This is a genomic window from Niallia circulans NBRC 13626 (assembly GCF_001591585.1).
Taxonomy (GTDB): Bacteria; Bacillota; Bacilli; order Bacillales; family Cytobacillaceae; genus Niallia; species Niallia circulans.
This window is the reverse complement of the sequence record NZ_BCVE01000028.1, coordinates 20,225-39,164: the sequence shown is the minus strand read 5'-3', so window position 1 is coordinate 39,164 and position 18,940 is coordinate 20,225. Positions and strand designations below refer to the sequence as shown.

The 18,940-nt window shown below is 35.8% G+C and carries 19 protein-coding genes; all 19 read left to right on the top strand.

From position 1 onward, the window contains the following. The first annotated feature begins 50 nt into the window (after positions 1-50). The 19 genes from purR to BCI01S_RS22195 all read left to right on the top strand — a co-directional run bounded on the left by purR (position 51) and on the right by BCI01S_RS22195 (position 18,830). Positions 51-872, top strand: a complete 822-nt coding sequence (gene purR, locus BCI01S_RS22285) for a pur operon repressor (protein ID WP_047944363.1) — start codon at positions 51-53, stop codon at positions 870-872. Positions 873-892: 20 nt separating this feature from the next. Next, a complete protein-coding gene (locus tag BCI01S_RS22280; protein ID WP_061801125.1) occupies positions 893-1,267 on the top strand; it encodes a RidA family protein in 375 nt (124 codons plus the stop codon). A 184-nt stretch (positions 1,268-1,451) separates the two neighbouring features. Beyond that, positions 1,452-1,742: a septation regulator SpoVG gene (gene spoVG, locus BCI01S_RS22275; protein ID WP_026574035.1), complete on the top strand. Its 291-nt coding sequence runs from the start codon at positions 1,452-1,454 to the stop codon at positions 1,740-1,742. A 303-nt stretch (positions 1,743-2,045) separates the two neighbouring features. Beyond that, positions 2,046-3,404 carry a bifunctional UDP-N-acetylglucosamine diphosphorylase/glucosamine-1-phosphate N-acetyltransferase GlmU gene (glmU, locus tag BCI01S_RS22270; RefSeq protein WP_047944365.1) on the top strand — a complete coding sequence of 453 codons (1,359 nt, stop codon included), beginning with the start codon at positions 2,046-2,048 and terminating at the stop codon, positions 3,402-3,404. Positions 3,405-3,489: 85 nt separating this feature from the next. Then, positions 3,490-4,446, top strand: a complete 957-nt coding sequence (locus tag BCI01S_RS22265) for a ribose-phosphate diphosphokinase (protein ID WP_047944366.1) — start codon at positions 3,490-3,492, stop codon at positions 4,444-4,446. Positions 4,447-4,615: 169 nt separating this feature from the next. Then, positions 4,616-5,257 (top strand): 50S ribosomal protein L25/general stress protein Ctc, encoded by a 642-nt coding sequence (locus tag BCI01S_RS22260; protein ID WP_047944368.1) that lies wholly within the window; start codon positions 4,616-4,618, stop codon positions 5,255-5,257. A 156-nt stretch (positions 5,258-5,413) separates the two neighbouring features. Continuing rightward, complete coding sequence (pth, locus tag BCI01S_RS22255; protein WP_047944369.1) at positions 5,414-5,977, top strand: aminoacyl-tRNA hydrolase; 564 nt, start codon at positions 5,414-5,416, stop codon at positions 5,975-5,977. An 89-nt stretch (positions 5,978-6,066) separates the two neighbouring features. Beyond that, entirely contained in the window at positions 6,067-6,297 is a 231-nt protein-coding gene (fin, locus tag BCI01S_RS22250; RefSeq protein WP_047944370.1) for an anti-sigma-F factor Fin, read from the top strand. 415 nt (positions 6,298-6,712) lie between these two features. Beyond that, entirely contained in the window at positions 6,713-10,252 is a 3,540-nt protein-coding gene (mfd, locus tag BCI01S_RS22245) for a transcription-repair coupling factor (protein ID WP_047944371.1), read from the top strand. A gap of 624 nt (positions 10,253-10,876) precedes the next feature. After that, entirely contained in the window at positions 10,877-11,413 is a 537-nt protein-coding gene (gene spoVT / locus BCI01S_RS22240) for a stage V sporulation protein T (protein ID WP_047944373.1), read from the top strand. A gap of 168 nt (positions 11,414-11,581) precedes the next feature. Continuing rightward, on the top strand, positions 11,582-11,965 hold the full coding sequence (locus BCI01S_RS22235) for a GntR family transcriptional regulator (protein WP_309325926.1): 384 nt from the start codon (positions 11,582-11,584) through the stop codon (positions 11,963-11,965). Positions 11,966-11,968: 3 nt separating this feature from the next. After that, the gene (locus tag BCI01S_RS22230; protein ID WP_235844559.1) at positions 11,969-13,069 is read left to right on the top strand and encodes a DUF1648 domain-containing protein; all 1,101 of its coding nucleotides are present in this window, start codon (positions 11,969-11,971) and stop codon (positions 13,067-13,069) included. Positions 13,070-13,431: 362 nt separating this feature from the next. Next, positions 13,432-15,042, top strand: a complete 1,611-nt coding sequence (locus tag BCI01S_RS22225) for a putative polysaccharide biosynthesis protein (RefSeq protein ID WP_082810124.1) — start codon at positions 13,432-13,434, stop codon at positions 15,040-15,042. A 1-nt stretch (position 15,043) separates the two neighbouring features. Beyond that, entirely contained in the window at positions 15,044-16,501 is a 1,458-nt protein-coding gene (gene yabN, locus BCI01S_RS22220; RefSeq protein ID WP_061801122.1) for a bifunctional methyltransferase/pyrophosphohydrolase YabN, read from the top strand. A gap of 21 nt (positions 16,502-16,522) precedes the next feature. Further along, positions 16,523-16,780 carry an RNA-binding S4 domain-containing protein gene (locus BCI01S_RS22215; RefSeq protein ID WP_016204747.1) on the top strand — a complete coding sequence of 86 codons (258 nt, stop codon included), beginning with the start codon at positions 16,523-16,525 and terminating at the stop codon, positions 16,778-16,780. 135 nt (positions 16,781-16,915) lie between these two features. Beyond that, entirely contained in the window at positions 16,916-17,218 is a 303-nt protein-coding gene (yabP, locus tag BCI01S_RS22210; protein WP_047944382.1) for a sporulation protein YabP, read from the top strand. Then, positions 17,215-17,838 (top strand): spore cortex biosynthesis protein YabQ, encoded by a 624-nt coding sequence (gene yabQ, locus BCI01S_RS22205; RefSeq protein ID WP_047944383.1) that lies wholly within the window; start codon positions 17,215-17,217, stop codon positions 17,836-17,838. Before yabP ends, yabQ begins: the two co-directional genes overlap by 4 nt. A 19-nt stretch (positions 17,839-17,857) precedes the next feature. Beyond that, positions 17,858-18,253, top strand: a complete 396-nt coding sequence (locus tag BCI01S_RS22200) for an FtsB family cell division protein (protein WP_061801121.1) — start codon at positions 17,858-17,860, stop codon at positions 18,251-18,253. A gap of 94 nt (positions 18,254-18,347) precedes the next feature. Then, positions 18,348-18,830 carry a S1 domain-containing RNA-binding protein gene (locus BCI01S_RS22195; protein WP_047944385.1) on the top strand — a complete coding sequence of 161 codons (483 nt, stop codon included), beginning with the start codon at positions 18,348-18,350 and terminating at the stop codon, positions 18,828-18,830. Positions 18,831-18,940: the final 110 nt, after the last annotated feature.

The window sequence follows — 18,940 nt, the reverse complement described above, 5'->3', positions numbered from 1 at the left end:
TATAATAATGTAAAATTGTCTTTAAATATTCGGATTTTGGGGGTTCAGTTATGAAATTTCGTCGTAGTGAGCGTTTAATAGACATGACGAATTACTTGCTGGAGCATCCTAGGCAGTTAGTATCTCTTTCTTACTTTGCAGAAAAGTACGGTGCAGCCAAGTCTTCAATCAGCGAAGATTTGGCTATTATTAAAGAAACATTTGAGCAAAGAGGAATAGGGACTTTACATACATTGCCAGGAGCAGCCGGTGGAGTAAAGTATCAAGTAAAAGTCAGTGATGAAGCAGCGAAACCATTTGTTGAAGAGCTTTGTGATTTGATAAAAAGTCCAGAAAGACTTTTGCCCGGTGGTTATCTATATATGAATGATATTCTGGGAAATACGACTATCATGCAAAAAGTGGGGAGACTGTTTGCCTCTGCCTTTGCTGATACGGATATTGATGTGGTCATGACAGTTGCTACTAAAGGAATTCCTTTGGCATATGCAGTTGGAACTTATTTAAATGTTCCTGTAGTTATGGTTAGAAGAGATAGTAAAGTAACAGAAGGTTCCACGGTGAGTATCAATTATGTTTCTGGTTCTACAAAAAGAATCCAAACGATGTTGCTTTCTAAAAGAAGTTTAGAAGATGGCTCAAAAGTTTTGATTGTGGATGACTTTATGAAAGCTGGCGGTACCATCAATGGTATGATTAGTCTATTAGAGGAATTTAATGCAAGCGTTGCAGGAATCGCAGTATTAGTAGAAGCCGAGGAAGCCGAGGAAAGACTAGTGGATGATTATTTATCACTAGTAAAATTATCCGGTGTCGATGTAAAAGAAAAGAAAATTTCTGTGGAAAATGGTAATTATTTCGATAAAAAGTAACTCTTAGGGGGAAAAGACAAATGAAAGTTGTTCAAACAAATAACGCACCAGCAGCTATCGGACCGTATTCTCAAGGGATTATTGTGAATAATTTATTTTTCAGTTCTGGTCAAATTCCTTTAACTGCAGAAGGTAACTTAGTAGAGGGAGATGTGCAGACACAGACACATCAAGTATTCAAAAACTTAGCAGCTGTTCTTAAAGAGGCAGGTGCTTCCTTTGAAACAGTTGTGAAAGCGACTGTATTTATTAAAAATATGGAAGACTTTCAAGCAATCAATGAAGTGTATGGAGAATATTTCTCTACACATAAGCCCGCTCGTTCATGTGTAGAAGTAGCTAGGCTCCCTAAAGATGTATTAGTTGAAATCGAAGTCATTGCGCTTTGTAAATAAGTTGCTTCCTGAAGGAGGATAGTCGGAGAATAAGTGGAAAAACAGAAGATTTTATCACTTTTCGGCACTTTTTCTTTATTTTATTCCTAAATATTCTAAAAAATTTCACCTAAAAGAAGGAGTTATGAAAATTCTGTTGAATTTAATAACTAGATTTTATCTTCTAGTAAAGGTGGTGAACAGGATGGAAGTAACTGATGTAAGGCTACGCCGAGTTAACACGGATGGACGTATGAGAGCTATTGCCTCTATTACACTAGATAATGAATTTGTTGTTCACGATATTAGGGTAATTGACGGAAATAACGGACTATTTGTAGCGATGCCAAGTAAACGAACTCCGGATGGTGAGTTTAGGGATATCGCTCATCCAATTAACTCTGGTACAAGAGGAAAAATCCAGGAAGCAGTTTTGGCAGAATACCACCGCCTGGGTGAATTAGAAATTGAATTTGAAGAAGCTGGAGCTTCCTAAAATAATCTGCAGCTAGAGCCTACTTCCTAAGAGTAAGGCTCTTTTTTTTATTTCTATTTCTCTCCTATTTACCCCTTGATTTTCCAATGAAAACAATTTGTTCTTTTAGTATCATAAAATAGATAAGGTTTATCACTTTCTCATGGTTGGTGAAGGTATTCTCTATAGGGAAAAAAGAAAATGTTACAATTAATAAAACAGCTTTTATAAAGAAGCATACATAAAATGTGAATCCTTCCTTGAAATCAAGATGTATTTGAGATATATTTTTTAGTGGATAAAAAGGTTATTGGAGGCCTGTGAATGACAACTCGTTACGCAGTGATTTTAGCCGCAGGACAGGGTACTAGAATGAAGTCAAAACTTTATAAAGTACTTCATCCTGTTTGTGGGAAACCGATGGTACAGCACGTTGTAGATCAAGTGGAAAAGCTACAAGTGGATTCAATCGTAACAGTAATTGGCCACGGTTCAGAAAAAGTAAAAGCACAGCTTGGTAATAGTGTGAAATACGTAAATCAAAAAGAACAGCTTGGAACGGCACATGCAGTAATACAAGCAAAAGATCTCCTTGTAGACAAAGAAGGAGTGACACTCGTTATATGCGGGGATACGCCACTTATGACAAGTGAAACGATAGAAGCACTCTTTTTACACCATGAGAAAGTAGGAGCGAAGGCAACCATTTTAACGGCAAAGGCAAGTAAGCCAGATGGGTACGGCAGAATCATTCGTAATTCAATGGGAGTAGTAGAGAAAATTGTAGAACACAAGGATGCAACGGATGAAGAAAGAAAAATAACAGAAATTAATACAGGTACCTATGTATTTGATAATGCACTGCTATTTCAGGCGTTGGCTAATGTCTCCAATGAAAATGTTCAAGGAGAGTACTATCTGCCAGACGTTATTGAGATTTTAAAAAAGCAGGGAGAAACAGTAAGTGCATTCCAAACCACAGATTTCAATGAAACAATTGGTGTGAATGACCGGATTGCTTTATCTGAAGCAGAATCAATCATGAGAAAGCGAATCAATGAACAGCATATGCGGAATGGCGTAACGATAATTGATCCGTCCAATACTTATATTGAAGCAGACGTAGCAATTAAAGAGGATACCGTTATATATCCTGGAAGTATGATTAAAGGAAATACTGTAATAGGTGCAGATTGTATTATTGGGCCAAATACAGAAATAAATAATTGTACAGTGGGAAATAATACGGCTATTAAACAATCTGTCGCCCATGATAGCAGCATTGGCTCTGATGTGAATATTGGACCGTTTGCACATATTCGTCCAGCATCCATGATTGATGATGAAGTGAAGATTGGAAACTTTGTTGAAATCAAGAAAGCGACATTTGGAAAAGGCAGTAAGGCATCTCATTTAAGTTATATTGGAGATGCGAATGTTGGTAGTGATGTCAATATTGGCTGTGGAACCATTACAGTTAATTATGATGGCAAAAATAAGTTTATGACGACGATAGAAGATGGCGCATTTATTGGATGTAATTCCAATTTGATTGCACCTGTCACAGTTGGAAAAGGTGCTTATGTTGCAGCAGGCTCCACCATTACAGATAACGTTCCTTCTGAGGCACTTTCGATTGCCCGTGCACGTCAAGTTAATAAAGAGAATTATAAACGTAAATAAATAGGTTAAAAGGAAGAATAATTCGTTTAATAGATATGTTTCATTCTTCGTACTATAAGAGGAAAAAGACCAGTGGAGGTTCAGCATGCCAGTTAAGAATTTAGATCCAAATTTGAAGGTATTCAGTTTAAACTCTAATCCAGCTTTAGCGCAGGAAATTGCCGATTCAATTGGAGTAGAATTAGGGAAATGTTCAGTAACACGTTTTAGCGATGGTGAAATTCAAATTAATATTGAGGAAAGTATCCGTGGTTGTGACGTCTATGTTATTCAGTCAACAAGTGCACCTGTTAACGAACATATTATGGAGTTATTAATCATGATTGATGCATTGAAGCGTGCCTCAGCTAAGACGATTAACCTAGTAATTCCTTATTATGGGTATGCTAGACAAGATAGAAAAGCAAGAGCACGAGAACCAATTACAGCGAAATTGGTAGCTAATTTATTAGAGACAGCTGGAGCAACTCGTGTTATTACATTAGACTTGCATGCACCACAAATTCAAGGTTTCTTTGATATTCCGATTGATCACTTAATGGGTGTGCCAATCCTTGGTAATTACTTCAGTCAACGTGAATTCGATGGAGAGCTTGTGATTGTTTCTCCAGATCATGGCGGGGTTACAAGAGCAAGAAAACTTGCAGAACGATTAAAGGCGCCAATTGCTATTATTGATAAAAGACGTCCAAAGCCAAATGTTGCGGAAGTTATGAATATTGTTGGTAATATCGAAGGGAAAATTGCTATCCTTATTGATGATATTATTGATACAGCTGGAACCATTACACTTGGTGCCAATGCTCTCGCAGAAAATGGAGCAAAAGAGGTTTATGCATGCTGTACACATCCTGTTTTGTCAGGACCTGCAATGGAAAGAATTAATAATTCTAAAATCAAAGAATTAGTTGTAACAAATTCTATCGAATTGGGTGAAAAGAAACTTTCAGCTAACGTTATTCAATTATCAGTTGCTGACCTATTAGGTGAAGCGATTTTACGTGTTCACCAAGACCAATCAGTAAGTTTCTTATTTGATTGATAGAACCCTTCATATCATTCAGATTAGTCGCTTGTCTAAAAGGCAGGCGGCTATTGGTATTGTGCCTTTCTTTTAAACAGAAAGCAAATTCTTTATGTTTAAATATCTTCCATTTAGGGCATTTTTTATATAAGAGTGTTCATTTGATAAAATAATGGAAGGTGAAATCATGACAACAACTTTACAGGCAAAAAAACGTACGATGGACAAACATTCAAGCTTAACAAAATTAAGAAATAATGGAGAAATTCCAGGTATTGTTTATGGATCAAAAATAGAAAATACGGCAATTTCCTTGAGTGAGGCTAATTTCTTGAAAACGATTCGTGAAGTTGGGAGAAATGGCGTTATTTCACTAGATATTGATGGGGAAAATTATAATGTCGTTTTAAATGAGTATGATGCTGATCCAATTAAGCGAGGCATTATACATGTGGATTTTTTAGCGGTAGACTTATCAAAGGCTATCAGTGCACCAGTAAAAGTATCTTTAGTGGGGGAAGCTGCTGGAGTAAAAGATGGCGGCGTTATGCAGCAGGCTTTACACGAAGTAACAGTGACAGCAAAGCCTAATGATATCCCATCTAGTATTGATATTGATGTAACAGAGCTTCAGGTAGGAGATACGATTACTGTCGGAGATGTGAAGGGTTATGATAAAATAGAAATTAACCACGAAAAAGAGGAAGTTATCGCATCAATTCTTGCACCAAGACAGGAAGAAGAAATTAGTACAGGAGAACAACAAGAAGAAGGTATGCCGGATAATGTGGAAGGCAGAGAAACAGAGCCAGAAACAGCTGAAGAATAATCCGATTTATCTAAATGTATTCTCCCTGTACTTTTTTAGAAAGGGATTTCTAGAAAAGCAAAAGCAAGAAAAAGGTTTGACCGATTAGCATTCTATTGGCCAAACCTTTTTCTTGTATGATATAGGAGTATAGAATGAAAAAGCAGGGGGATTCATATGAAATTAATTGTAGGTCTTGGTAACCCAGGGAAGCAATATGATAGAACAAGACATAATATTGGATTTGAAGTAATTGATTTTTTATCAAGTCATTATAATATTCCATTAGATAAGGCAAAATTCAAAGGAAATTATGGAATAGGAGTTATTGGCGGTGAAAAAATGATTTTATTAAAGCCGCTTACATATATGAATCTTTCTGGGGAGTCTATTCGTCCAATTATGGATTACTATGATCTAGAGCCAGAAGATTTAGTCGTTATTTATGATGACCTAGATCTGCCAGTCGGAAGAATCCGACTTCGACAAAAAGGAAGCTCTGGCGGACATAATGGGATTAAGTCAACTATTCTTCATGTTGGCACAGAAAAGTTCAATCGTATAAGAGTTGGAATTGATCGTCCTAAAAATGGAATGAAAGTAGTTGATTATGTCCTTGGAAAATTTACTAAAGAAGAAATGGACATATTAGAGGGAACCATAAAAAAATGTGCAGATGCGTGTGTCCAATGGGCAGAAGAACCCTTTTTACAAGTAATGAATAAATATAATATCCAGTAAGATAGAGAACCATCTGCTTATTTTGGTTATATTTACATCCGAATAGGTGAATACTAGCAATATTAATGTGCTAGTAAGGAGGCCTAGGGATGGCTATACATTATCATTGCAGACATTGTGGTGTGCATATGGGAACACTTGATACAGAGTCCATTGCAGCAAATCGCTTAGGATTTGATCATTTATCGGACGAAGATCGATCAGAAATGATTCAATATCATCAAACAGGTGATATTGAGGTAAAGTCTATTTGTGAGGACTGCCAAGAATCATTGTCAAAAAACCCAGGCTACTATGAAAATGATTATTTGATTCATTAGAGGATTGTTTTTTAATTCGGAAAAAGCTTTGGAATAATCCAAAGCATTTTTCCGTTGTCTATATATTTGTTTTCTTGCGGGTAGCAGGAATATAGGCAAGATATCTCGTATATAACAACATTAAGGAGTATTTTCTTTCATCTTTTTTTAAATGATGTCATGATAAGCATGATTCCATTCTGCTTAAGGGGCATGAGCTGAAGGATTAATAGTAACTAGTCATTAATTAGGAAATAAATAGATTGCAATCATAGATATATCGTGTAAGATAAGAACAAATTATCAGGAATGGATGCACGTTGAAAATAAAAAGAGCTAGCAAGCAGGAAGTCATATACTTTACTAAAAAATAAGAAAAAACTAGCTCAACACCATTTTATGGTGTCTTTTGCTTTCGAATGGGAGGGAAAATTTTTTGTTAGGGCTAAAACAATTATTTAAACAGCAAGAAGATATACAAAATGTCATTTCAGGACTAGATGCTGGATTACATGAACAATTAGTTTCAGGACTTTCCAATTCAGCACGTACTTTATATATGACTTCAATTTATGAAAAAACAAAGAAGCCATTATTAATTGTGACTCATAATTTATTACAGGCGCAAAAGCTATACGATGATATTACCAATATAGTGGACGAAAAGGACGTTTTTCTCTATCCTGCAAATGAATTAATTGCAGCTGAAATTAGTATTGCAAGTCCAGAATTAAAGGCTCAGCGTATAGAGGTATTGAATTATTGGGCGAAAAAAAAGTCGGGAATCATGATTGCGCCAGTAGCAGGTCTGAGAAAGCTGCTTCCTCCAAAAAAGTTATGGAAGGAAGCGCAATTAAAACTTGAAATTGGGCAAGATCTTGATTTAGAAGCTTTTTTATTAAAGCTTGTTCATATGGGATATGTACGCTCGGAGATGGTTTCATCGCCGGGAGAATTTAGTGTGCGCGGTGGAATTTTAGATATTTATCCATTAACAGAGGAAGATCCGCTCCGTATTGAATTATTTGATACAGAAATTGATTCGATTAGAGCCTTTTCGCTTGAGGATCAACGCTCGAAGGAAAAAAAGGAAAACGTAAGCATTGGACCGGCGACAGAAATTCTTTATGATGAGAATGCAGTCGGCGACTTGCTGGCTATGCTGGAAAAAGGCTTAGCCCAAAGCTTAAAAAAAATAAAAGATGAAGCGACAAGAACGTTACTGACACAGAATATTAGCAGGGAAATGGAACAGCTAAGAAATGGGCAAAAGCCAGAACAACTATATAAATACTTATCCATTCTCTATGGAGAACATGTCAGTTTAATAGATTATTTACCGAGTAACGGTTTTTTAATTGTCGATGAAATTAGTAGAGTGCAAGAAATGAATGACACGCTTGAGAAAGAAGAAGCTGATTGGTATACAAGCTTGTTAGGTGAGGGAGAAATTATTCATGGGTTAACCTTATCTCAAAGTATCAATCATCTTTTACATCAGGCAAAACAGCCAATTGTCTATTTATCTTTATTCTTACGCCATGTTCCAAATACTAATCCGCAAAATATCATAAATGTATCCTGTAAACAAATGCAGAATTTCCACGGGCAAATGAATGTTTTGAAGACAGAAATGGAAAGATGGAAAAAAAATCATTACACCGTTGTTCTGCTTGGTAATAGTGAGGAGCGCTTAGAAAAGTTAGAGCAAGTTCTTCAAGATTATGATATGGAAGTAATGATTCAAAAAAACGCTAAGAAGATTTCCGAAGGGAAAATTCAATTATTAGAAGGTCATCTGCAGTCAGGATTTGAGCTTCCTATCCTAAAACTAGCGGTAATAACAGAAGAAGAACTATTTAAGACAAAGACTAAAAAGTTATCCAAAAGAAGACAAAAACTAACAAATGCAGAGCGTATAAAGAGTTACTCTGAGTTAAATGTTGGTGACTATGTAGTCCATGTTAACCATGGTATTGGTAAATACCTTGGGATTGAAACACTTCAAATTAATGGTGTCCACAAGGATTACCTACATTTACGATATCAAGGAAATGATAAGTTATACGTTCCTGTTGAGCAGATTGATTTGGTCCAAAAATATGTTGGATCAGAGAGCAAAGAACCAAAGATATACAAATTAGGCGGTAACGATTGGAAGAAAGTAAAGAAAAAGGTAGAGTCTTCTGTTCAAGATATAGCGGATGATCTTATTAAGCTGTATGCGGAAAGAGAGGCTTCTGTTGGTTATGCCTTCTCTCCAGACGGGGAAATGCAGCGAGAATTTGAAGCGGCATTTGCCTACCAGGAAACAGAGGATCAATTACGGTCTATTCATGAAATCAAAAAAGACATGGAAAGAGAAAGACCGATGGATCGTCTTCTTTGCGGAGATGTTGGTTACGGGAAAACAGAGGTTGCAATCAGAGCGGCTTTTAAAGCGATAGCGGATGGAAAGCAAGTAGCTTTCTTGGTTCCAACAACTATTTTAGCGCAGCAGCATTATGAAACGTTGAGAGAGCGTTTTCAAGATTATCCAATTGAAATTGGCTTACTCAGCAGATTTAGAACGAGAAAACAGCAAAATGACACGCTAAAAGGACTTAAAGCAGGAACCATTGATATTGTCGTAGGAACGCATCGGATTTTATCAAAGGATATCTCTTATCGAGATTTAGGTTTATTGATTATCGATGAGGAACAACGCTTTGGTGTAACGCATAAAGAGAAAATAAAACAATTAAAAACGAATATTGATGTATTGACGCTAACGGCTACACCAATTCCAAGAACACTCCATATGTCTATGCTTGGTGTACGTGACTTATCCGTTATCGAGACCCCTCCTGAAAATAGATTCCCTATTCAAACCTATGTAATGGAGTATAATGGTGGACTTGTAAGAGAAGCGATTGAAAGAGAACTTGCCAGAAATGGCCAAATTTATTTTCTGTATAACCGAGTTGAAGACATTGAGAGAAAGGCTGAGGAAATTTCAATGTTGGTGCCTGACGCCAGAGTTACTTATGCTCACGGGAAAATGACAGAAAATGAATTAGAATCAGTAATGCTTGGGTTTTTAGAAGGGGAATATGACGTTTTAGTAAGTACGACGATTATTGAAACAGGAGTAGATATACCAAATGTAAATACACTAATTGTCCAGGATGCAGACCGTATGGGGCTGTCGCAATTATACCAATTACGAGGCAGGGTTGGACGTTCGAATCGAGTAGCTTATGCGTATTTTACGTATAAGAAGGATAAAGTTCTAACAGAGGTCGCAGAAAAGAGATTGCAGGCAATCAAAGAGTTTACGGAATTAGGATCTGGCTTTAAAATTGCCATGCGCGATTTGACTATTCGTGGTGCAGGAAATCTTCTCGGTGCCCAACAACATGGATTTATTGATTCAGTCGGGTTTGACTTATACTCTCAAATGCTAAAAGAAGCTATTGAAGAGAGAAAAGGAACAATTAGTGAAGAACTAAGGCAGACGATTGAAATTGACTTAGATATAGATGCCTATATTCCTGATTTTTACATTAATGATGGACAGCAAAAAATTGAAATGTATAAGCGTTTTAGAGGTGTTACTTCCTTAGAGGATATGGAAGAGCTAAGAGAAGAATTAATTGATCGTTTTGGAGACTATCCAGAAGAAGTTTCGTATCTTTTCAAAATTACAGAAATGAAGATTTATGGAAAGCAAGCAGGAGTAGAGTTGATCAAGCAGACGAAGGATGAAGTACTTATTTTATTATCGGAACATGGAAGCGACCGTATGGATGGCCAAAAAATATTTGAGAAGAGTTCTAAGTATGGTCGAATGATTGGTCTTGGTATGGAAGGAAGAAAATTAAAAATGATCTTCCATGTAAAGGGTGTTGAAAAAGAAAAGTGGCTGAAGGCTTGCCATGAAATGGTAGAAGCATTAAATACATTTAAAAAAGAACCAGAACAAGTTACTAAATAATAGGGATGAGTTTCCTTATATAGTCTTGTGATTGGAATGTAAGTATTCCCACCAAGGAGAAACCCGAATGATTATACGGATGCTAATAACATTTCGTATAATCATTTGGTTTTTTTGTTTTCAAAGATCTAAAATCCTCTAATTTGGAAAGTGTTCTCCACAATTGGCTTATAAATACTATATGAGAAACCAGTCTTTATTGAAATCGTTATATAGATTACCCATCTTTCCACATTAGCTATTTTTTGTGCACCTTCCTTTCCATTTCCCCATTTTTTAAAGAAAATAGCGTGAATAGGATGTTTAATATAGGGGGACAAGGGTATAAACAATATAGATAACAATAGTAGATTTTCTTTGGAATGACATCTAAGTAAACACAAGAATAAATAAATGGTTTATCCCAATCTGGGAAGTAAAATTGATAATATGGTAAATCATCTTTTTCCTTCTTGAAATATTCAAAAAGGAAAATAAAGCTACCTAGAGAAAATTTTGCATGATTAATGTATAGAACTTACCATATGAAAGATACTATGTTTAAATATGGTGAACATTTCATGTATAGTGAGAATGCTTTCGCCAATTTAAAAAAATCATCTGATGAAAGTGAGGCAACACGGAATGAAAGCAACTGGAATTGTGCGTCGAATCGATGATTTGGGTCGTGTCGTTATCCCAAAAGAAATCAGAAGAACATTACGAATTCGCGAAGGGGATCCATTAGAGATTTTTGTTGATCGAGATGGAGAAGTAATTTTAAAGAAATATTCACCTATAAGTGAATTAAGCGATTTTGCTAAGGAATATGCTGAGGCTCTCTATGATAGTTTAGGAAATGCTGTGCTAATTTGTGATAGAGATTCTTACATCGCTGTTTCGGGTGGATCGAAAAAGGACTATTTAAATAAGAACATTAGTAGTGTAGTGGAAAAGGCAATGGAGGATAGAGGGTCCATACTGATGAATCAACAAGACCAAGTATCCTTAGTTGATGGTACTACTGAAACGATTTCTGCCTATACCATTGGTCCTATTATTGCAAATGGTGATCCAATTGGGGCAGTTGTCATTTTCGCAAAAGAGGATTCACTTGGTGATGTAGAGAAAAAGGCAGTTGAAACCGCAGCAGGATTTTTAGCTCGCCAAATGGAATCATAAGGTTTGCCTAACATTTTTACTAAACCATATATTTTAAAAGTCGACAAACTCGGAAAAGAGCTGTCGACTTTTTTGTTTATGGAAAGAATAGCACTCTATGATGAAAATTGTTCTACTAAAAATAGAACAATTCTGTTATAATAAGAATATAACAGTATGAGGTGATTAATGATGTATATACAAATAAATCCTGAATTGGAAATGCCCATCTATGAACAACTTACTATGCAAATCATGATAGGGATAATTAGGCAAGAATTACAGGATGGTGATGTGTTACCATCTGTTCGTTCACTGGCCGCTGATTTAGGTGTCAATATGCATACTGTGAATAAAAGTTATCATGCTCTCGAAAAAAAGGGGCTTATTCAAATTATTCCTAAATCTGGTGCAATCATTCGAACAAACAATGGGATTCCAACCCAAGAAGAGCAGAGCAGAATTTCAAATAGCTTAAAACCAATGATTGTGGAAGCGTTAGTAATAGGAATGAAGGAAAAAGAAATAACAGGGTTAATACAATCCATTATCCATAAATTAAAGGAGGAATAAAAAATGGAAACCATTATTTTTATTAGCATGATTATCATTACTGTTTTTTTTGAAGCGGCTATGCCTTTTCTAGTACGAAAAACAGTTGTATTTGGGGTAACCATTCCCAACAAACAAGTAAATAATCCGCAAATTTCAACCTATAAAAGACGATATTCTATCTTCGTTATCGTTCCTTCTCTTATTGGGATTATAGCTTATTATATTTGGCAAGCTGCGAATAACACTCAAACAGATCAAGTAGCATTTGCTGGAACCATTTTGTTGTTTGCTATTTTGTTCTGGAGCTTAAGTCTCTATTTTTACTTTCACGGAAAAATGATAGCAATAAAAGCAGCGCATAAGTGGGAGGAGGAGTTAAAAGAGATAAGCATAACAGAGATTGGGGTTAGACAAAAAGATGAGATGCTCCCATGGTATGTTTTTCTTATTCCAATAATAATTACGGTAGGATTCCTTCTCTTTATAGCAACACAATATCATGTATTGCCAGCAGAAATACCTGTGCATTGGGGAGTGGATGGTACACCAGATCAATTTACAAAGAAGACGCCCATATCCTCTGTGTCCATGCTGCTGGTGTTATTAACGATGCAGGTTATGTTCTTAGGCATAAACAGCGCCACTAAAAAATCAGGGATTAAAATGATTGCCAATAATAAACAAGCATCCAAACTAAGACAGCTAAAGTACCGCAAATATTCAAGCTGGTTTCTTCTGCTTACGTCTATTGCTATTACGGTTCTTTTTATCGTGCTACAATTAACCACTTTATACCCTAATATTTTCAGTGATCACTTAGTTTTTCTTATGCCACTTCTTATTACCCTATTAATATTAATTGGCACGATGCTATTTACGTTTAAGTTAGAAAGATTAAATCGCGGATTGGAGGGAGAAGAACAGGACACAAAAGAAATCTCATCTTTTGATGGAGATAGCTATTGGAAAGGTGGTTTATTTTATTTTAATAAAAGCGATCCTTCTATTTTTGTGGAGAAGCGTTTTGGAGTTGGCTGGACATTGAACTTTGCTAATCCAATTGGCTATGTTCTTGTTTTTCTTCCATTGCTAATTATTATCGTGCTAAGCATTATGGAATAAAGGAATTTGTTTTTTAGGTGGCTGGGACAAAACGAAATATATAATGAATAAAGATGAACAACCACTAATACGCTACAGACACTCTATGTGCCGAGGAGGCTTGGTGCTCGCCCCATGGAAAGCGAAGTGTATTCAGTCTGCGAGTGATTACGACAACCCCTCTTTCTTAAAATAGAAAAAACCCGGACAATTATACGAATTTTGTTTACGTATAATTGTTCGGGGTTAAATTTGACTTAAACAATTATGTCCCCCTCCTCTTTTTATGTTAATTTATGGAAAAAGTGTTATGTGCAAGGATACATCTTCCATCTAACTATGCTATAATACTAGTGAAAGTAATTATGGAAGGAGCTAGACATGTGAAGACTTCGCAATCAAATGTCTGGTTTAAAGGCGCTTTTATTCTCATGATAGCTGCCTTAATAACTAAAGTACTAAGTGCTGTATATCGAATACCGTTTCAAAATATTGTTGGTGATAAAGGCTTTTATATCTATCAGCAAGTTTATCCTTTTTATGGGGTAATTATTGCTTTATCTACATATGGTTTTCCAGTCGTACTATCAAAATTGTATATGGAAATGAAAGTAGAGGGGAATCAATCAGGTATAAATAGACTTGTGAGTTCCTCTTTTTTCTTATTTGTTCCCATTGGCATGATAGCTTTTCTAGCTCTATTTTTTAATGCAGGAAGACTTGCCTCTTGGATGGGAGATCCTCATCTGGCATCCTTAATGAAAGTTATTTCTTTTGCGTTTCTGTTTTCCCCTTTGATTGCTATTTTGAGAGGGATTTTCCAAGGGGAAGGAAATATGATTCCGACAGCAGTTTCACAGGTGGGCGAACAATTAATCAGAGTAGGGATTATTCTGTTCGTTGCTGTGTTTTTTTCTTATCAAGGTTACTCCTTATATGCCATTGGGGCAGGTGCTATGTTTGGCTCTGTTGTCGGGGGCTTACTCTCCTTGTTCGTCTTAATTTATTTTTATAGGAAATCCGCCCTTTCTTTTTCGCTTTTTCACTTTTCGCTTCTTTTTGAAAGGGAGAATCGTATTCTTTGTAAAAGAGTAATATATGAGGGCATAACTATTTCTATTAGTAGTATGCTTTTAGTGTTATTGCAACTAGCAGATTCATTGAATTTATATTCCTTATTAATGGAAAATGGCATGGCTGATGAAAAGGCCAAAGTGATGAAAGGAATTTATGATAGAGGGCAGCCGCTCATACAAATTGGAAGTATCATTTCTACTTCGATGGCTTTAAGTATTGTCCCGCTTATTACAAAGAATCGCCAAAAGACAAGTAAGAGGGATCTTATGAGAAATATCCATTTCTCTCTTTTAGTCAGTTTTTTTATTGGACTTGGAGCGACTGTAGGGCTAATTGGGATTATTCGAGAGACAAACAGCATGCTGTTTAAGAATGATGCCGGTTCAGAAGTGCTTACTGTTCTGTTTTTTGTAATATTCCTTAATGCTATTATTGCAACGATAATGGCCGTTCTTCAAGGCTTAGGGCAATCTTTCTATCCAGCCCTTTTGATTGTATTAGGTTTTATAGGGAAGTATGTTCTTAACATTGTGCTCATTCCTGCCTTTGGGATAGATGGAGCAGCCTATGCATCGCTTATTGTATTATCTATCATTCTAATTTTAATGGCAGTAAAATTGAAAAAAATAGTCAAAGAACCGCTTATTAGTTTAAAACAGATAATGATTATAAGTGGTGCGAGTCTAGTTATGTTACTTGTACTGAGAGGATATATACCACTTACTTCTATACTGCTTGAAGGGATCGAGCATGACCGGATTAAAAGCGCTATTCAAGCAGTATCCGGGGTAGTAATAGGTGGAATAATATATGTGGCAATCGTGTTGCGAGGAAATGTTTTTAAAGAAAAGGAATTATCATTATTACCATTAGGAAGTAAACTAAAATGGTTTTTACCGAAAAAAGGAAGGAAATAAAATGAGTCAAATAAAAATTATTGGATTAGGAGCTGGGGATATAGACCAGCTGTCGTTAGGTGTCTATCGCAGCTTAATTGATGACAATAAAACTGTATATGTCCGGACGAAGGATCATCCCGTTATCTCAACGCTTAAGCAAGAGGGAATAACCTTTTATTCCTTTGATTCTATTTATGAAAAACATAATCAATTTGAAGCCGTATATGAGGAGATTGTTGAATTCCTTTTAGAAAAAGCAAAAGAGATGGATATTGTCTATGCTGTTCCAGGTCACCCGCTTGTTGCAGAGAAAACAGTACAACTCTTAATAGAAAAAGATAAAGAAGGAATTGCCTCTATCGAAATTGCTGGTGGTCAAAGCTTTTTAGACAGTATTTTTCAGGCATTGCGAATTGATCCAATTGAGGGCTTTCAGCTGCTAGACGGAACTGCTCTTAATCGAGCAAGTATTCAGCTTAGAAATCATTTGATTATTGGCCAGGTATATGATACTTTTTCTGCATCGGAAGTGAAGTTAACCTTAATGGATATGCTGCCATATGATTATCCAATTAAGATTGTCACTGCAGCGGGAAGCAGTCTAGAAAAGATAAAAGAAATAGAGCTGCATGAGTTGGATAGAGAGGTAGATTTAAATAATTTAACAAGCATATATGTGCCTCCTGTTCAGGAAGAAAAATTCTTATATAAAGAATTTTCTCAGCTGAGGCAGATAATAGCAGAGCTTCGTGGACCAAATGGCTGCCCATGGGATAAAAAGCAAACCCATGAAAGCTTACGGAAATATTTACTGGAAGAAAGCTATGAATTAATTGAAGCCATTAATGAAGGAGATATTGACCACATTATTGAAGAGCTTGGAGACGTGTTATTGCAAGTGATGCTTCATAGTCAAATCGGAGAAGATGAGGGTTATTTTTCTATTGATGATGTATTGGAAGGGATTTCCGATAAAATGATTCGTAGACATCCACATGTATTTGGAGAAGAACAAGCAGATTCTGTTGATGATGTGATGAAACATTGGCAAAATGCGAAAAAACAAGAAGCGAAAACGGACAGGGAGTCTGTTTTAGAGGGAATAAATAGTGCGTTGCCTAACTTAATGCAAGCTTATGAACTGCAAAAAAGAGCGGCAAAGATAGGATTTGATTGGCCGAATGTAGAAGGAGCTTGGGAAAAGGTAAAAGAGGAAATTCTGGAGTTTCAAGAGGAATTAAAAGAGGTTAATAATAATGAACAAATAGAAAGTGAATTTGGTGATATTTTGTTTTCGCTTGTAAATATTGCTAGGTTTTATAAAGTGGATCCAGAATTAGCCATCTTCCGGACAAATAAAAAGTTTATACAGCGCTTTTCTTATATAGAAGAAAGGGTAAAAGAGTCTGGGAAGGAATGGAGCCAAATGAATTTAGAAGAATTAGACCAATTTTGGAATGAAGCAAAGAAAAAATAACAATATGAAGGAGCTATTAGGATGAGACTGGATAAATTCTTGAAAATTTCGCGCTTAATTAAACGAAGAACATTGGCAAAGGAAGTTGCGGATCAAGGAAGAATTTTAGTGAATGGACAGCAGGCGAAAGCAAGCACAAATGTGAAGGTCGGCGATGAGCTGCAGGTTCGTTTTGGGCAAAAGCTAGTTACAGCTAAGGTGGAAATGTTGCAGGAATCCACGAAAAAAGAAGATGCTGCCAATATGTATAAAATAATTAAAGAAGAAACACTTTCTTAAGTTTAGTAATCGATATAGATGGCAATAAACAAAGTAGGGTTATTTTCTTCGCTTATAAGGCTTGTTCTAAAATAAGGATTCCTCACATATATTTGTACAAGTAGAGATTGTACTAATGGATTGTGAGGGATAATGATGAGCCAATATCATGAATCAAATATGACCAAAAGTAATACTGTAGACCATGATGTGATTATGAGAGGAAGAAAGCTGCTTGATATTACGGGTGTAAAGCAAGTAGAGAGTTTTGATAACGAAGAATTCATATTAGAAACAGTAATGGGATTTTTATCTATTCGCGGTCAAAATCTGCAAATGAAAAACCTTGATGTAGAAAAGGGAATCGTCTCTATTAAAGGTAAGGTATTTGATTTAGTTTATGTGGACGATCAAAGTGGAGATAAGGCTAAGGGATTCTTTAGCAAGATATTCCGATGACACTATCTACACAATTTATGACCATGCTGGCAATGGTTAGCATGGGTCTATTCTTTGGAATAAGTTTAGATACATATCAATACTTCTTGAAAAGGCCAAAAAGGAAAAGAAGTATTGTTTTTATCCATGATATCCTTTTTTGGGTTTTGCAAGCTCTTCTTATGTTTTATGTTCTTTTTCTAGTAAACAAAGGAGAAGTTCGCATTTACTTGGCTTTAGCATTGCTATTAGGTTTTGCTATGTACAAAAGTTTATTTCAAACTCTTTACCTTCAATTATTAAAAGGAATTATTTCTTTTTGTGTCCATGCTTATCGTTTTCTCCTTAGAATAGGTGTAAATATTGTATATAAGCCAATTAAATCTATCATTTTCTTCCTTTTGTCGATAATAATTGCTCTAGGTAAGGGACTTATGGCACTTGTCAATGGTATAATTAGGACATTAAGATTTATCATAGGAATACTCTTTAAACCAATTGAATGGCTTTTATCCCTGCTGTGGCTAATTGTGCCGAAAAAGGGTAAATTATTCGTCGAGAGAATTTTTAATAAATTGGCAGGATATTACTTTGAAATAAAGAACTATTTGAAACAATGGATGGCTAAAAGAAAAAAATAATGGAAAGGAGGAGCCTCATATGAGTGCCATAAGAAAAACAGATGTTACAACATTTCCAACAGAATATAATTTACAGCATCAAGCTAATAGTCTTAGTGGAGCTAGAAAGAAAAAGCTATTGATGCGCAGGCTGACAACGTTCTTTGTATGTGCTGCTGTTATTGGCTTTATCATGATTTCCACACTCATATCACAAAGCTCCACTTTAAAAGAGAAAAGAGCAGAGAAAGAAAAGTTAGATGGACAACTTGTTGCATTAGAAAAGAAAGAGGCAGACCTAAAAGACCAAATTGCTAAGTTAAATGATGAAGAGTATTTAGCTAAATTAGCAAGGAAAGACTTATTACTTTCACAAAAAGGGGAAATTATTTTTAATATCCCTGAAAAAGATGCAAAAAACACAACTGGAAAATAATAAGGTCAGCAGTAATATTGACACTCTTTTTTTCCATTCTGTATAATATAAGTAAGTACGATTTTTTATATCCTTAAGGAGGCAAAACTTTTTTATGTCAATCGAAGTAGGCAGCAAGTTACAAGGAAAGGTAACAGGAATTACTAATTTTGGTGCGTTTGTTGAGCTCCCAGAAGGCGCAACAGGTCTTGTTCATATTAGTGAGGTCGCAGACAATTATGTAAAAGACATTAATGATCACTTAAAAGTAGGCGATGAAGTCGAAGTGAAAGTGATTAATGTCGAGAAAGATGGAAAAATTGGACTATCTATTAAGAAAGCAAAAGATAGACCAGAAAGACCTGAGAGACCAGAAAGACCACAATACGAACGCGGAGAAAGAAGAGAATCAAGAGGCGGCTATTCCGGAGGGAATTCTCAAAGGTCACGTAATGCAAAATCAAATGAAAATCGTGCTCCTAAGGAGAATTTCGAATCTAAAATGGCTCGTTTCTTAAAAGACAGTGAAGATCGATTAGCTTCTCTGAAACGAAATACTGAGTCGAAACGCGGGGGAAGAGGCGCTAGACGAGGGTAACTTGCTGCTGAATAACCAAATAGATAGCAGGGTTTATCGTTTATATATTCCCATAGCTTAGGCAAGCCAATTTGGCTTGCTTTTTATATTTTTATAGGAAGTTTGTCTGT

Bases quoted from the DNA above. Each gene is read 5' to 3' on its own strand.
- purR (WP_047944363.1), top strand. From the start codon at position 51: ATGAAATTTCGTCGTAGTGAGCGTTTAATAGACATGACGAATTACTTG.
- BCI01S_RS22280 (WP_061801125.1), top strand. From the start codon at position 893: ATGAAAGTTGTTCAAACAAATAACGCACCAGCAGCTATCGGACCGTAT.
- spoVG (WP_026574035.1), top strand. From the start codon at position 1,452: ATGGAAGTAACTGATGTAAGGCTACGCCGAGTTAACACGGATGGACGT.
- glmU (WP_047944365.1), top strand. From the start codon at position 2,046: ATGACAACTCGTTACGCAGTGATTTTAGCCGCAGGACAGGGTACTAGA.
- BCI01S_RS22265 (WP_047944366.1), top strand. From the start codon at position 3,490: ATGCCAGTTAAGAATTTAGATCCAAATTTGAAGGTATTCAGTTTAAAC.
- BCI01S_RS22260 (WP_047944368.1), top strand. From the start codon at position 4,616: ATGACAACAACTTTACAGGCAAAAAAACGTACGATGGACAAACATTCA.
- pth (WP_047944369.1), top strand. From the start codon at position 5,414: ATGAAATTAATTGTAGGTCTTGGTAACCCAGGGAAGCAATATGATAGA.
- fin (WP_047944370.1), top strand. From the start codon at position 6,067: ATGGCTATACATTATCATTGCAGACATTGTGGTGTGCATATGGGAACA.
- spoVT (WP_047944373.1), top strand. From the start codon at position 10,877: ATGAAAGCAACTGGAATTGTGCGTCGAATCGATGATTTGGGTCGTGTC.
- BCI01S_RS22235 (WP_309325926.1), top strand. From the start codon at position 11,582: ATGATGTATATACAAATAAATCCTGAATTGGAAATGCCCATCTATGAA.
- BCI01S_RS22230 (WP_235844559.1), top strand. From the start codon at position 11,969: ATGGAAACCATTATTTTTATTAGCATGATTATCATTACTGTTTTTTTT.
- yabN (WP_061801122.1), top strand. From the start codon at position 15,044: ATGAGTCAAATAAAAATTATTGGATTAGGAGCTGGGGATATAGACCAG.
- BCI01S_RS22215 (WP_016204747.1), top strand. From the start codon at position 16,523: ATGAGACTGGATAAATTCTTGAAAATTTCGCGCTTAATTAAACGAAGA.
- yabP (WP_047944382.1), top strand. From the start codon at position 16,916: ATGAGCCAATATCATGAATCAAATATGACCAAAAGTAATACTGTAGAC.
- yabQ (WP_047944383.1), top strand. From the start codon at position 17,215: ATGACACTATCTACACAATTTATGACCATGCTGGCAATGGTTAGCATG.
- BCI01S_RS22200 (WP_061801121.1), top strand. From the start codon at position 17,858: ATGAGTGCCATAAGAAAAACAGATGTTACAACATTTCCAACAGAATAT.
- BCI01S_RS22195 (WP_047944385.1), top strand. From the start codon at position 18,348: ATGTCAATCGAAGTAGGCAGCAAGTTACAAGGAAAGGTAACAGGAATT.